Origin of the sequence: Gracilibacillus kekensis (genome assembly GCF_900143085.1) — a bacterium.
GTDB lineage: Bacteria > Bacillota > Bacilli > Bacillales > Amphibacillaceae > Gracilibacillus > Gracilibacillus kekensis.
Map to the genome: position 1 here is coordinate 240,221 of NZ_FRCZ01000005.1, position 15,946 is coordinate 256,166.

10 protein-coding genes are annotated in these 15,946 nt (G+C 38.4%); 3 read left to right on the top strand and 7 right to left on the bottom strand.

What is annotated here, in order from left to right:
- Window positions 1–5 precede the first annotated feature (5 nt).
- The gene (locus BUC25_RS13455; RefSeq protein ID WP_170862704.1) at window positions 6–3,008 is read left to right on the top strand and encodes an LPXTG cell wall anchor domain-containing protein; all 3,003 of its coding nucleotides are present in this window, start codon (window positions 6–8) and stop codon (window positions 3,006–3,008) included.
- Between the two features lie 305 nt (window positions 3,009–3,313).
- Here BUC25_RS13455 and BUC25_RS13460 read toward each other — a convergent pair whose 3' ends face one another.
- The 4 genes from BUC25_RS13460 to BUC25_RS13475 form a co-directional block, all read right to left on the bottom strand.
- Complete coding sequence (locus tag BUC25_RS13460; RefSeq protein WP_073202400.1) at window positions 3,314–3,751, bottom strand: helix-turn-helix domain-containing protein; 438 nt, start codon at window positions 3,749–3,751, stop codon at window positions 3,314–3,316.
- Between the two features lie 210 nt (window positions 3,752–3,961).
- Window positions 3,962–4,783 carry an acyltransferase domain-containing protein gene (locus BUC25_RS13465; RefSeq protein ID WP_073202401.1) on the bottom strand — a complete coding sequence of 274 codons (822 nt, stop codon included), beginning with the start codon at window positions 4,781–4,783 and terminating at the stop codon, window positions 3,962–3,964.
- A 156-nt stretch (window positions 4,784–4,939) separates the two neighbouring features.
- On the bottom strand, window positions 4,940–5,611 hold the full coding sequence (locus BUC25_RS13470; protein WP_073202403.1) for a type 1 glutamine amidotransferase: 672 nt from the start codon (window positions 5,609–5,611) through the stop codon (window positions 4,940–4,942).
- Between the two features lie 48 nt (window positions 5,612–5,659).
- The gene (locus BUC25_RS13475) at window positions 5,660–6,370 is read right to left on the bottom strand and encodes an MOSC domain-containing protein (protein ID WP_244535186.1); all 711 of its coding nucleotides are present in this window, start codon (window positions 6,368–6,370) and stop codon (window positions 5,660–5,662) included.
- Between the two features lie 175 nt (window positions 6,371–6,545).
- Between BUC25_RS13475 and BUC25_RS13480 the strand changes: the two genes are divergently transcribed.
- The gene (locus BUC25_RS13480; protein ID WP_073202404.1) at window positions 6,546–7,442 is read left to right on the top strand and encodes a LysR family transcriptional regulator; all 897 of its coding nucleotides are present in this window, start codon (window positions 6,546–6,548) and stop codon (window positions 7,440–7,442) included.
- A 74-nt stretch (window positions 7,443–7,516) separates the two neighbouring features.
- On the opposite strand, the gene BUC25_RS13485 is transcribed toward BUC25_RS13480, so the two are convergent.
- On the bottom strand, window positions 7,517–7,753 hold the full coding sequence (locus BUC25_RS13485) for a glutaredoxin family protein (RefSeq protein WP_073202406.1): 237 nt from the start codon (window positions 7,751–7,753) through the stop codon (window positions 7,517–7,519).
- 390 nt (window positions 7,754–8,143) lie between these two features.
- Between BUC25_RS13485 and BUC25_RS13490 the strand changes: the two genes are divergently transcribed.
- Window positions 8,144–9,172, top strand: coding sequence for a LacI family DNA-binding transcriptional regulator (locus BUC25_RS13490; RefSeq protein ID WP_073202407.1), 1,029 nt, complete (start codon window positions 8,144–8,146; stop codon window positions 9,170–9,172).
- A 96-nt stretch (window positions 9,173–9,268) separates the two neighbouring features.
- Here BUC25_RS13490 and BUC25_RS13495 read toward each other — a convergent pair whose 3' ends face one another.
- Both BUC25_RS13495 and BUC25_RS13500 read right to left on the bottom strand, forming a co-directional pair.
- Window positions 9,269–14,218: a carbohydrate binding domain-containing protein gene (locus BUC25_RS13495; protein ID WP_073202409.1), complete on the bottom strand. Its 4,950-nt coding sequence runs from the start codon at window positions 14,216–14,218 to the stop codon at window positions 9,269–9,271.
- Window positions 14,219–14,870: 652 nt separating this feature from the next.
- The gene (locus BUC25_RS13500) at window positions 14,871–15,542 is read right to left on the bottom strand and encodes a serine/threonine protein kinase (RefSeq protein WP_073202410.1); all 672 of its coding nucleotides are present in this window, start codon (window positions 15,540–15,542) and stop codon (window positions 14,871–14,873) included.
- Window positions 15,543–15,946 lie beyond the last annotated feature (404 nt).

The following is a 15,946-nucleotide window of genomic DNA, read 5'->3' on the forward strand; positions in this document are numbered from 1 at the left end:
AGATAATGCGAAAAGTAGAATTAGTTGTGGCTCTTTTGATTTGTTTCATTATGGTAATGGAATTCAACTTACCACAAACCACGGCGGCACCAAACGACACGTGGAGGCAGGTCGACCCTGCTGATGTCCAGATTGGCAAAAGCTATCTCATCGTATCCGAGCACGGCGCACTTACTAACGCTCAAGCGACAATCAACACACCTGGCGACGTCACCGGCGACACTCAGATCGGCATGGTGTCCAAGCCCGTGACCATTGAAGACGGTTTAATCACATCCGAAGTGACCGAGGACATGATTTGGCAGTTTGGCCTTGGCGCAAATACTGCGGAGGCATCCGGTGGTCTTGGCGAAGGTCCGGGCTACTATATATTGAACAATGCTCCCGGTGAAGGCGGAGGGACGGAGCCTCTGAGAAGGGAATCCAGCTTCAACGCACAGCATGCACCCCTCAATACGACCAGTGCAGCCAACAATGCCAATCAGCAAAGCCTGTTGCTCCATGCTTTGGATGAAGAAGAAGGCACAGCATCCCTGTACATTTGGAGCGGGAACAACCAATGGAACTTTGCCCTAACGAGTACGGTAGACGGCTTCACTGCGAAAAGTAAGGTGGCGGGCACGACGAGCACGGAGCAACTACTTGAACAGATGCAGGAGTCACCGTCATTACGACTGTATGAACCGAACGTGACCTCTGGCGTTCAGCACTACATCATGGCGTCATCCGGCGAGAACGGCAGTATAAGCCCGACCTCCCAGACAGGTCATGTATGGGTAAACGATGGTGAAGACGTGACCTTCACGTTTAACCCCGAGTTCGGGTTTGAAGTGGACAAGGTTACGGTTAACGACGAAGAAGTGGATGTTACAGACAACACATACACAATCCAAAACGTCACCGCAAGTGACACAAGCATCCACGTGACATTCAAACCTGATTCAAGCGCGATGGACTTACCGTTCACAGTGTATAATGACATATTCTCTGTTGGAAACGTCACAACGGCGGTTATCATCGACCTTGGCGAAGGCAACACGGCAAACCTTTCCGACCTGAGCTCCGACATGTTCTCGGCAGCTGCCAGGAACACAAGGCTTGATGGCTCGACTGTGATTTTCGACGGCATGCGCAGTATCAACAGAGTATATGTAAACAATGATCCCGAACCGCTTGGCTACATATCGCCTGCACCGGGATCCGACGACCTCGTAACAGATACGCCTGAAAGCGGACGTTACATCATCGTTGAACTGGAGTTCTGGAATGCCAATGGCTATACCTCTGGGTCAATGGTATCGGGTAATTTGCAAAACGCATTCTCGGCGATCCTTAATTACCGCATCAACGTGGATCGTGAAATCAAACTGACAGACGGCACTACCATAATCCCAAAATTCACTCAAGAAGCGGTAGTAAATCCGGCGCTCGACAAGTTTGATCCGGACAAAACGAACCCGGGCGGCACAGGTAACATGGACATTCTGATTTCAATAGACGAATCTTGGGAAGACCTTGGCCCTCTCCCGCTGTTCATCTACAACCATGGCGGCGGTCGCGGTGGTCCTTCGGGAGACTACTTCGCACCCATGCAAACTGCGAACGGGGCTGCTGTGCTTTCCAAGCGCCAACTGGAGAACCCGGGCAAGTACAACGCACACATCATAGCTACACAGAATCACTCGAACGATCAGGACAATAACGAGGCACTTATGGCATATGTGGAAAAACTGGCTGAAGAGGGCAAAGTGGATCCAAACCGTATCTACATGTCCGGCTTCTCGATGGGCAGTATGTACACAGCCGGTTTCTATAACCGCAATCCAGAGTTCCTCGCAGCAATCGTTCCACTTGCAGGAGGTAACTTGCCAACCGAGGAACAGATTAACGAGAACCCTGAGTATACAAAAACTTCCATATGGGCACATACACATAAGGATGACTTCATGGGTGATCCTTGGACCGAGTATTTCTCAACAGGCGCTGGCGCCAGTGACTTATATTCAGAGGCTAACGTGACGGTTTTGGAAACAAATCAAGCCTTTAATTTTCCATATTACGGATTTGATTGGACGCCGCACGAAACCGAAGCACAAGTGTTCAGTAACCTTATTGGCCAATCAAACGCCACTTTTACGTATGGCGCAGGCCATGAAGAGTACGCAGATAAGAACATCTTTGATTGGATGTTTGCTCAAGACAGGGATCCAGAATTAGAAACAGAAGAACTTGAAAGCGCACTAGACAAAGCCAAAGCGATCACCAATGAGGAAGCGTACACGGAAGAATCGTATGCTGCATTACAATCTGCAATTGCAAATGCAGAAGCAGTTCTTGCTGATGATGAAGCAACTCAAGAGGACGTAAATGCAGAAGCAGAAGCCTTACAAGAAGCGATAGATAATTTAGTAGAACGAGAAGCAGAAGAACTAGTATTAGAAATTGAATTAGATAATGAAGCAATAGAAGTAGTTGGTGGCAAGACTTATACAATAACAGGAACTAATGCTAAAATAACGTTACCAGAAGACCTGCCTATTGGAACAAAATTAAAAGTCACAGCTAAAGATCCAAAGGACACAAATCATGAAGGACTTGAAGTAGCTGGTGAAATATTGACTTTTGAGTTTGAATATCCGAATGGACAATCACCTGAGGGTTCGTTCACATTAGTGTTGGGCTATTACGATGATGTTGATACCAGCAAGATAGCTATCTATTATTATAATGACGAAACAGATGAATGGGAACACCGCGGTGGTAAAGTCGATGAGGAAAATCAAGTCATAGAGTTATCGGTTCCGCATTTTTCCACGTACGGTGTATTTGCAGAGGTAAGCCAAGATGAAAATGAACAAGAGGAAGAAGAATCTGAAGAGACAAATGCTGCTGGCAATAATGAACTGCCAGATACAGCGACAAATATTACTAACTATCTAATTCTAGGTATCCTTTTATTAGTAGTTGGCGGAGCAATTGTCCTCGGTGTAAGGAGAAAAAGGGTATAGAAAGCAATTGATTTCAGGTAGGAAATATCCTAAATTGTATTTTGATGACAATGATCACCTTAGTAAATAAAGTATTATAGAACATTTTTTACAACAGATACAAGTGGGACACGGGGACACAATCTCTGTGTCCCATTCTTTATGAGAAAATGACCAAGTTTGGGTAATGACAGACACCTGAAATAATTTTAGTTTAGAGTATTTTGACTTATCTCGAATTAAAAAATTGTAGTAGATAAAATGGAGACAGGTAAGAAATATATTTGAACTGTCTCTATTTGCTTACTCTTTCGTCTATGCTACTATTAAGCTGAAATTATATCTGTCGGATTTACTTTTGTAACTGAGGTCATATTCATTGCTTCCATTACTTGTTGAATTCGTTCAATTGTAGCACCATAGTATTCATTTCTTTCATCACGTGAAACCTGTGATGGAGATACACCTAATTTCTCCGCCAGTTCATTTTGTGACATTCCAATATAAATTCTATATGCGATTAAAGTGTTACCGATTGTGCGTAAATTAATTACTGTATCAAATTCTCCGCGTTTTATTTGCTCATAATAATCAACTTCTTCTTTTAACTGTTCATGAAAAGAGACATAGGGTTGAATAGCAAGCTCAATATGTTCTTTTTCAAGTCCCATCTCAATAAAGCGATTCTTTTCTGAATCAATAAATACTTTATCTTGTTTAAGTTTTTGCACAGCTTCTCTATAAGCACTCTCCGTTTTAATCATACAAAATCCCTCACTTCCAACTATATATAGTGTTTCTAAAATACCTTTTAAGTTAATAATATCTTCTCCAATTTTCGCTTAAATTAATTTACTTACTAATTTTAACTACTCCCTTTTGTTTGAAAGTATCTCTAGTTTGTCTAAAAGCAGGCAGCTAATATTTTAATATCCCCCACCTTCTCACGTTTGTTTTGTTGAAGGACCTGACACTCATCCACAAAAGGGATTAGATACTAATGTTCCATTTGTCCACTCCACTTTACCGCCATCTAGTAGATATTTCTTTAATTTACGCTGTAAAGAAGTGTCTTCGGGTAAATTTTTAAATGGGATATCTTTACTTCCATAAACCCAATCAAGTATGCCTGAGCTATTATCATCTTGGCTGGTTATCACAAATGATTTTTGAAACTGCAAAATCCTAGAACCTTCCGGCAACAGATTTTTCAATTCCGGTGCCAGCATCCATGTTCCGCAAATCATTTCCGCATTAGCATATGCAGGATAGAATTTCGCAAAAAAATTCCGGGCATCTTGATAAGATTTCCTAAGATTACTACTTGTCAAATGGATGTCTGATGGTATGTGAATGCTAATTACTTTTTTGTTATCTTGAATTATCATTTCATATTCCAGTTCACCAATTCGAAATTCCTGCATGGAGATCTGTCTGACAGCCCACCACGCCCACACATACTTATATTCCCCATGTATTTCATGATATCTATATAGAAATCTTGAAAAGAACTTCATCGTTTGTATAAATATCTCATCTGAAATGCCCATATCCTTGTACCTTTCGTATGTATTACAAACGGCATGCAATTGGCATGTCAACATTTTTAATCCTGTTTCGTCGGGTGTCAGAAATCCAGTCAGCTCTTCTCTCTCTTTATCCCAAGAGTTTGGATTATTCATTTTAGTGATTTCACTATTAATTTTTTTAAAGTCTATTTCATTTCCATATTTGACTACCTTTTCTTGAACTTCTTTAGGCATATCGAGTAAATGACAAAGTTCTTTTAATTGCATTTCCACACCTTCTTTTCTTACTTTAGTATGAATAGATTTTTAAGTACTTTTTGAATCTCGTTAATCTCTCTCCGCATGATAACACATCATTTTCAGTTGATTTGCATTGGTACCTTAATTATAACAAAAAGCCAGTGCTCATGCGGACAGCAATACTTATCCATACCTCGATAAATAGTCCAATAGATTAAATAAAACATGTTTGTTTTCGACTGGAATAGGGTGTTTTTTTATTGTTGATGCGGGTTGAACATATCTGCCTTGATCGATATAATCGCTATCATTAATAAGAATAGATTCAATACTTTCTTCGGTAGCTTCAAAATGAAATTGCAACCCTATCACATGCTGGTTATACATAAATCCTTGCTTTGGACATGCTTCACTTTGAAATAACCTAGTTGCACCTTGTGGAAGCTCAAACTGTTCGCCATGCCAATGAAATACCGTCATGTCCTTAGGTACAAAATCAAATACTTCTGAAGTGGATTGAATCGGATGCCAGCCTACTTCTTTATATGAATCTTGGTAAATCCTAGCACCAAGCGTTTTGGCAATTTGTTGCGCACCTAGACAAATACCTAAGATCGGTCTTTTCAACGCAATGACTTGTTCGATAAGCTGCCGTTCTTGTTCAAGCCACCCTTGTGAGTCGTTGGAACTCATTGGGCCACCTAAGATAATAAGGAAATTAACTTCTTCCGCATCAGGAAAGCTTTGTTTTTGATCTAATCGGTGTGTTGTAAATTCCACACCTTTCTTTTCTCCCCACTCTTGAATCGCTGCTAATCCTTCAAAGGCTACATGTTGCAATACATCTATTTTCATTTCCAATCCCCCTTACAGTAAAATCTCTGTAGTCTCTCAACATCATGATTATTCATTTGGTCCTATTACACGATTACGAATATCCAATTTCCCTTTACCTCCTGCACGTTTAGATAACGTATTACGCCAGTTAGGTGCGAGCAGTTCACATGCAGCAAGTCTAGCTGCTAATTCTAAATCATGTTTTTTATTGTGCATAACATCATTGCATTTAGCCACTGTCCATTCTGGGAATGGTCTTTTTTGAATTTGGAGATAATCTCCTGCTTGTATCTCGCCCTCTTTTAGAACACGAAAATACCATCCTGTTAAGCCCTCTTGTTGTATTTGTATAGCTAAATCTTTTATCTTCCAGCGTCTTGCTGGTTTCCAACATGGTTGCCTTGGTTGCGAAACTTGAACGACAGCCTCACCAATGTGAAATACATCACCGATACTTAGATCGTTTTCATTGATGTTTTTAACAGCTAAGTTTTCACCAAATGCACCGACGGAAAAGTCTGGCTTGTGTAATTTTTTTTGCCAATAATTATAATGAGATACAGTATAGACAAAAATCGCTTTTTCCGGTCCGCCATGTCGTTTAAGGTCTGCTTGACCGTCCCCTTCAAGATTTGTTTCTCCCGCCCAAATCTTACCTTTAACAGAATGTTTTACAATACCAGTTGTCCACTCAAGATCCATTGGATGTGTTGCCTCTTTATTTCCAAATGTTTGTGGTTTTCCTACCATTATTCTATCTATGACAGGTTGACTCACCGATATCCAACTCCTTTTAAAAAATTAGTTTTGGTTCCTATTTCAGCTTCTCGTAATTTTGCGATAAAAAGTTAAACCCTTTTTCTCTATGATTTTCATCTTTTTATAAAATAATTAGTATATAATGGTAGTTAAAACCCTGGGTTATAATTGTGAATAATTAGGAGGGAATTCGATGGAACTAAAGCAATTGGAATATTTTATCGTGTTATGTCAAGAGCTGCATTTTACACGTGCCGCTGAGAAACTTGGCATTGCCCAGCCTTCTCTTAGTCAACAAATGGCTTTGTTAGAGCATGAAGTAGGAATGCCTTTGTTTGATCGTATTGGCAAAAAAAACATACTTACGGATGCAGGAAAAACGTTGCTAGATCACAGCTACAATGTCTTTCATGAGATATCTCAGGCACGTGCTGCAATTAGTGAGCTTCAGGGATTAGAAAGGGGCACGCTCAAAATAGGCTCTCTACTCACAGTTGTTAATTACTTGCTTCCTCCAACAGTTATCGGATTTCATAATGCATACCCCAATGTGGAACTTTCTGTACAGGGATTACGAACTGGAGATATTCACAAGGGGCTACTACAAAATGAACTAGATCTTGGTATCACTTTTTTACCCATAGAACATGAGGATTTAGTTTCTATTCCAATCTACGAAGAAAACCTTGCACTTGCAGCACCAATAGATCATCCTTTGGCTCATAAAGAATCTGTAACACTTCAAATTTTAAACGATACCCCATCAATTTTATTACCTGACACTTATTTCTTACGACAAGTTATTAATGAACAGTGTCATTCCATAAATTTTACACCTAAGCCAGTACTTGAAATGACGACAATGGAATCTATCATTTTAATGGTTAGCAAAGGCGTCGGTGTCACGATACTACCAAAAGCTTACTTAGACTACATTGATAACAATAAAATTAAAACGATTCCTATTCAAGATCCGGTGATCACCACTCAAATTGGCATCGCTTATCGAAAGAACAAACATTTATGTGCGGCTAGCCGTGTGTTTATGGAACAATTGATTACAACTGTCAAAGATAAACGCCTTTACTAAAGCTTTATCAGGCATATTTTAACAAACCTTATAGAAAAAAAGGAAGGTGCCCAAACAACACCTTCTTTTAAAAATTATCTTTTAACATCAGCCAAACTTGCTCCAAAATTGATATGATATACATTTTCATCGATCACCAATGCTGGGACTGATTTTACTCCAACCTTTTCTGCTTCTTCAATACGATCCTGATCCGTGCCAAGATGCACTACTTCCGGAGTAATTTTTGATTTGTCAAGATAATCAAGAACCCCTTGCTCCGCTTCTACACAAACTGGACAACCTGCATGATAAAAAATTGCTTTTGACATTTAGAATCATCTCCCATATTTTTTTGTAGCATTGCTACTTAATTTAAATTATAGAAGGCGCCATGACAGTGAACAATATCAAATTACCTATGGTATCCATAGGTAAAACTAATTGATTTTTCAAAAGCATTATCAGTTTCTATTAAAATTATGTTTTATTTAACAAATAGAAGATTTCACAAAAGTCATCTAGAATGTCGGTTAACAATAGTCGGATTATTTTCTGGATCGTTATCAAGAGATAGGCTTAAAATTGACTTAAGATTTAATGGATATCCATCCCTCAGAATCAAATATTGATGCAGTATATGGTATAATATAACTATAACTTTCAGTCGTGTTCAGTTAGAGGATCTGCTAGTGAGATACCAGATAAGGAAGTGAATTAGTATGAATCTTACAATTCAAGATATTGCAGACATGGCAGGTGTTTCACGGGCCACAGTCTCAAAAATTATAAACAATTACAACGGTGTAAATGAGAAAACTAAGAAAAGAGTAATGCAAATTATTAATGAGACTGGCTACCAACCTACCTTTTCAGCAAAATCACTAGCAACAAAAAAATCAAACTTAATTGGAGTCATTTACGCTGGAAAAGTTAACGTCGATTTTACCCATCCATTTTTCAACAAAGTAATCACCTCCTTTAAGAAAGCTATAGGTTTGTCAGGCTATGATATTTTATTGTTTTCTAATGAGCAATTTAAACAAGACGATGGTAGCTATTTAGCTAGATGTAAACATTTTGGTGTGGATGGTTGTCTTATTATTTCTGGTGATGATATCGAGGAGACGATCGAAGAGTTAGTAAAGAGTGAGATACCTTGTCTAGGTATTGATATAGAAATTAGTGGACCTAATACGAGTTACGTTACGACAGACAACAAGATCCTGTCTGAATGCGTCGTACAACATTTATATAATAATTCTATAAGAGATATTGCCTATATCGGCGGTGAACAACAATCTTATGTTGCAAAAAATCGAAAACAAGGTTTTATTAATATAATGGAGCGTTTATCTTTACCTATAGTTAATGACTGGATTGAGAAAGGTGACTTTTTTACAGAAAGCGGCTACTTAGCTATGAAGCGAATATTAACAAAGAAACCCTATCCAAGAGCAGTTTATGCAATATCTGATTTGATGGCATTAGGTGCAATAGAGGCAATTCAAGAACACGGATTAAAAGTACCAGAGGATATTGTCGTGGTCGGATGTGATGATATCGAAGCATGCCAATTTAGCAAGCCTAAATTAACCACAATCAAACAGGATAAAGAAACGATTGGGAAATTATCTGCACAAATGTTACAGTATCTAATTCAACATAAGCAAGATATTGAACCTAAACTTGTTGAACCTCAGCTGGTTGTTCGTGAATCCTGTGGAAGTCTGATTGACAAAGGTTTTTAGGCTATCTAGAAACCGGTTTATATAATTTGTTTTTGGTACAATAAAACTAACATAATTAGAAGATAAAAGAGGTAGCCTCGGCTACCTCTTTCAAATTTATCCTCTTATGAAAATTCTTTTCCTAAATAAAACAAGCATTCCTAGCAATAGTAATACTCCACCAATTAATAAGAAGTTAAACATATTTGATGCTGTGTCAGGAAGCTCTTCATCCTTGTCATCATCTGGAGTATCAACGACAGGTTCAGGTTCTTCTGTAACTGGAAGTTCCTTTTCAGCAATCTCAAAGACTGTGAAAGTACTAAAGTGACTAGTTTCGGCAATCACATATCCATCTGCATAAGTTCCACCGATTAATACCCACTCGCCGTTATTTTCATCATAATAATACAATTTCACATCGTCAGGATTATCTACCTTAGATTCATCGACTTTAAATTTTAAAGTTATAGGATTTTCAAAGCTATCAATGATTGTGTCCCCTTGCTTTATTGAAAAATCATAAACTGGTGAAAGGGCATCAGGATTATCCTGAAATCTTTCCATTTTGATTACCACATCACCATCACCTGAAAGGTTAGATGCCGGAATCATCATATCAATTCCATCTTTATTCACATGAATAATCGCATTTTTCTGTTTTAATTTAGCAACTTGTGCTGCAGTTAGCTTTAATGTTTCTTGAGATGCATCGAGGTTCACCTCTATAGTCCCATCATCTGCAAGCTCATTTACCACTTTATCATCTAAGGTTACGTTTTTATCTTCGGTGCCTGGATCTTCAGTTCCCGGGTCCTCTGTTCCTGGGTCTTCGGTGCCTGGATCCTCTGTTCCTGGGTCTTCTTCTACTTCTATTAGTCTTACATTATCTATGACCATATTGTAAGGTGCAGTTAGCTCTGGGTCGTTTTCTCCTCTTCCTAAACCGATGAGAAGCTGTTTCACTCCATCTGCACCAACTTCAATAACTGCTTCATATGTTTGCATGTTATTGCCAACAGTAAATGTTTGTATTTCACTACCTGCTAATTCAACTGACATTGGTCGTTCTTCATCAGATTTAGCATCAAAGGAAACTTTGTACATTCCCGCTGGAACGTCTAGATTTTGAAGTAGCTGAATTTGCCACCATGCCCAACCTACTTGTTGTACGTTTACTTTTAGTTCCCCGTTTTCAACGTTAAATGCAGCTTTGCCTGCCCATGGTTCGTGATCTCCTTGATTGAATATATTCCAACCATCTACTAAATTATCTGGAGCTGTACCGAAAGTTGTAGTTGTATCAAACCCACCATCGATTACTAGGTTTTCTCCAATTTCTACCCAATCCTTTTCTGGTTCTTGTGGTTCTTCTACCTTTTCTTTTAATACAAAGTCATCAAATGAAACAGTATGTGCTTCCGTTGGTGTTGTTTCACCACCATTTACTACATCACCGAGCATAAAGTTCAATGTCATTACTGCTTCGGTAGCTGTGAATTCATGTGAATATGTTTCCATAGCAGTAGTAAAATTGAAGGGTACACGAGCACTACCTTCACCAAATAACTCTGCCTGAATAGGGCGTTCGATTGTTGAACTCGCTTTAAAGCTAAGCTCATAGGTTTTTCCTACTTCAAGATTAATAGGGCCTTGGAAGAATTGATTAGCATAATCATAGCTTCCTAATGCAGTCACATTTAACTCAGCAATTCCATTCGTAACTGCAAATGCCGCCGCTCCACCTTCACCTGACCAAGTTTCCCAGTTTTGCGTATTATTAGCAAAATCACCATTACGTATTAAGTTACCATCATTTGCATCAACATTCTGTGTTACAGCAGATGAAGCATATCCATCAGATTCTACGACTACTTCATAGGCTGTCGCCTCAGAAAATAAATCAGCTGATAGTATCAGTTTACCTGCTTCCAAAGTATAATCTTCTGCAGCAAGCGCTTGACCATCTAATTTAACTGCAGTTACATGATCTCTCCAGTCAGCATCATCTTTAAAGGTAATCTCCATTGCCTGTCCAAGTTTAGTATTGGTTACATCCGCTTTTAGCGAAGGTGGTCTATTAATTGGTGCATCCTTCACTTCAAGTACAACATTGTCGATAACAACATCATGCTGACCCAATGAAGCTGAGCCATCGATACTTCCGAGTAAAAACTTCAAATCAGCAGTATCAGTTGCTGGCATTTTCACATCAAAGCTATAATTTTGCATTTGATTTGTAAGCTCCACCGTTTGATCAATATATCTTGTGTAAGTAGCGTTTTCTAGAATTGCACCGATTGTTCTATTTTGTGTTGATTTCGCATCAAAAGATAATACATATTCAATTCCTTTTGTGAATTCCATTCCAGATTGGAACAGTTGGATACCCCAAGGTTGTCCCCCAACACCCGTTACAGTAGCCTTCGCTTCTTCATTGGCAAATGAAAAGCTTGCTGCAGCTCCATCATTGTGTACATAGGTTTCCCAAAAAGTTTGTCCATCAGAAAAATCACCATTGTCTAAAGGGAATACATCGATACCATCAAAATCGATATTGTTCGTCGTCCTAATTACCTTTACATTATCAATAGTAACATTTGCATTATTACCACCTAACTGAACAACGAATTGTCCTTCAACATCCGTTGAATCGTTCATCGTGAACGTAAATGAATGCTCTGAATTCGCTGTAGTTAAGCTTAACGTTTCCTGACCATAAACCGTACTTCCATCTTTACTTAACAGCTCTACCTCTATATCACGAGCTTGGTCAGCAGATGCATCAAATGTTACTTTATAGTCATTATTTTGCAGTAAATTGATACCTTTTTGAGTAAGTGTTACATCATCTATATTGCTGCCACCATCTGTAATCGCAACGTTTAATCTTCTTTCTTCTGGATTAACAGATGCTGTTGCAGTACCATCAGATGCATCAAAATTCCAATAAGTCATTCGGTCCATATCACCTAAATCAAATGTTCCATTATAAATATGGTTCCCATCCCCTAAAGGTTCTTTCGCGGCATTTTCATTATATGGATCGTTATTTTCAACTTGTATTTCCTCTACTTTTACGTTACCAATCCAGACTGGACCAGTAGTTGTACCAAGATTAAATTCTAGTCTAGCTAGTGGATCGGTTTCTGCACCCATCTGGAAGGTAAAATCATAAGACTGAACTTCATCTGTTAGCGCAAAGGATTCATTGCTTGAGTATGAAGCCCAACCTCTAGATGCCCCGCCACTCGCTTTAACATTGATATTACGCGTTGCAGCAGCTTTTGCATCAAAGCTAACTTTATAATGTCTTGCAGTACCTAACGTCATGTTTTGAATTAATTGCACCGCATGGGTTGCATTTCCTGCTTGCGTAATATCAATTTTGGCAAAAGAATCTCCATCTAATGTGTCAGTCGCAATCGAACCATTTCCACCAAATGTATTAACATGGACAAAATTCCAATACTCCGTATCCAATGTTTCTGAGTCAGTTGAGATTTCAGTAAATCCTTCACTATAATCTGGATCCCAAATTAAGTTACCATCAATAGGATCTTTTGCATTTTCAGGTAAATCTTCTTTCTCAAGAGCCGTTTCTACTGGCTCTTTGTAGTCTCTTCCAGTTAATTCGTAAACACGTACGTAGTCGACTTCCATCTGTGCTGGAAGTTCCGAATCATCCGGCGTACGACCACCGTCAAAGTTACCACCGACTGCAAGATTTAAAATCATGTAAAATTCTTGGTCAAATGGTGCTGGAAATGCATATTTTGCTGGTTGGTTTGCACCTACACTAGTCCAATTATTTTCAGTATGAAAAAGTTTTCCATCTACATACCAACGTATCTCCCCAGGTTCCCATTCAACAGAATATACATGGAAGTTAGTGATTGAATCACCATCCTCAAATTCTTGCGCTCCTCCGGAAAAACTATTGTTCGGTGATACTCCTCCATAGTGTATGGCACCTGAGCTTTCATGTGGGAAGCGACCCTTTGCCTCCATAATGTCAATTTCACCAGAAGATGCCCACGTACCATAAACATCCTCCTGTGGCATCATCCAAAAAGCTGGCCAAAATCCATCACCTTCGGGTAACTTCATTCTAGCTTCAAATTTACCATATTTCTTTTGAAAAGTAGGCTTTGTGAAAAGTCGTGCAGATGTGTATGGTTTTCCATTCACCTCTTCCTTATTGGCTTCGATCACTAATTTACCATCTTCTACTCTCGCGTTATCCTCTTGGTAATATTGTTGCTCGTTATTTCCCCAACCATCAAGCCCATATTGTGAACCTGTACCAGTTTGGAAATCCCATTTATTTAGATCAACCCCATTTGCATTAAGGTTGTCTCCTGTACCATCAAATTCATCACTCCAGTGTAGCTCCCAGTCCTCATAGTGTTCTGACGGAAGCGGAGTTGGAACGTCCTCATCCCCAGTTCCCGGATCTTCATCATCACCAGGACCCGATCCACCGTCATCTGAAAGAATCAAGTTATATGGTAAGACGATATGAGATGCCTCGGATGGTGCATTTACTTTTAATTCAGCGTCTGCAGAACCAAAGCGAACCCATGCTTCAAACATAATCTTTCCGTTTGAAAAGCTTGCATGATCTTGTCCTGATTCTTTTTCTAGTACTCTTGGAAAATGCTCGTAACTATCAGGTGCTACCTCTCCATTAGTTGCCATAACTGGATTTAGAGGCGTAACTTCTATACGATCCCAATTTCCGTCACCATCATAGTCATAAGATATTCTGGCATCAATTCCAATACCTGGAGCAAGACCATTTAAATATAAATTTACTTCAGCATTACCAGACCCTTTATACTCCCCATTCACACCTTCTACGACATATTGCATCTTCTCATTTGATTGTGGCAATATATCCGCAGTTGCTGTCGTACCATTTTCCGAAGATAATGTTCTCGTTTGATCTCCACCGATTAAGTATAGAGTATCTGTTGATTCAACAGCTGCAGTAGTGGATACTATACTAAAGTTTGAAAATATTAATAATGCGATTAAAAACATAACTATCCATTTTCTCAGCAAGCGAAATCCCTCCTAAAATTAGTATATGTTGAAACTGTTTTTCTGAAAAAGTTCGTTATTAAACACCTCCCTAACAGTTCAAAATAACACTTATAAAATTAATTTATGATATTTCTCACTTAGTTGGATGAAGTTAAAATGATACTTTAACCAGTTTATAGAAACCGGTTTCGATATCTCGTTTAAAAAACGTATGTAGTAAGTTATCAATGATGAATGGTTGAATGGAAACCGGTTTCTTTTTTGATCGAAATTGCTCGAGTACAAAGATTAATAACCAGTTTTTCACATGAGGAAATTTATTGAAATCGCTTTCTTTATATTGTATTATAAATCCATTTTATTTATTATGTCAATACTTTCCTAAGTTACCAACTCTGCTCTTGATCGTTATCATGAGATAGGGCTTGCATTGGGATTTTTTTATTGATAGTTGCAACATTGAACAGGTAGATGCTTGAAATTAGCAAGAGACTTAATCTTCGAGACGAAGAGAAGGTTTATCATTATAATCTTATTGGATAATGAATGACTAAACAATCCACTCTAAAAAATGGACTGTTCCATTCACACTTCTTCTAAGAAAATTTATGACTTTATTCAAGAAAAAACGGTGCCTGGCAAGATAGCCCAAGCGAAGGAGGCTGTTCTTCTACTTTTTATACAAAAAATTTCCAATAAATTTCATAAAATCTTCATACGAAGAAGATTTATTCCGCTGATTATACCACTTTCGAACTGTTTCTACTAACCAAAACGGCACAGAATTCCCATCAATTAAATGATAGTATTGTTGATATCCTTTTTTTAGATGTTCCCATCTGAAGTCATTACCTGGTAGTATGTATTCCGAAACATCAAGTATCTTTGCTCTTCCGTTTTGAAGTAATATATTTTTTAAATGGATATCACGTGGATTAAGCCCCTTAGTACGAACATATTCTCTGGCATTTTCTACGTCATTTATAACTTGTTTTGGAATATGAATCCCTTGTAGAATGCAGTCAAAGAGAGTCTTTCCTTCCTCATAGCTTAAAACGAGGTATTCGTCATAAGCAGCAAAGCATGTTGAAAAAAAAGGTGAATCGGCTAATATCCGGTAAACATTTGCTTCAACTTTTACCTTGGCTAATTTGTCCTCAGCATATTTTTTAAACGCAAAAGTTGGTGCGATTAAAGATTGAAACACAGCCGCATCTGTCCCCACACCTACGCATATCAGGTCATCAGCATCTCCACTTATGGTTACAGGCTCATTATTCGGATTTGAAATAACTTTAATTTTAGAAAGAGAATTCATTGCTATATTCCAATCGTTTTCCATATAAACTCCCCTTTCATTTCATGGATAAGGGTGACCCCATAGCTCTATCAAGATACTTAGCGTTGTGATCCAATGATATAACCACTTGATCCAATACTCTTCTCCATTGACGTTTCATTTCTGGTCCGTATTTCAACGGATAAGCATCTAAATTTTTAGCTTTATACTTATCGAAATCCTTCTATTAAGTATTTCAATTATACCATGATGTTAACACGAAGGGCTTAATTTGCTGATCTAATTGTAATCCAAATTCATTATTTATTTTTGTCCTCTATATGTAGACAATTGTATTGTTGAGGGGTCTGACCCTCTGCTCGCATATCGGATTTTTTAGTTAATGTGACCGCAAAATTTATTTCAGAGCATATTTAGTAAAAAGTATAAATACTACTTGACATTGG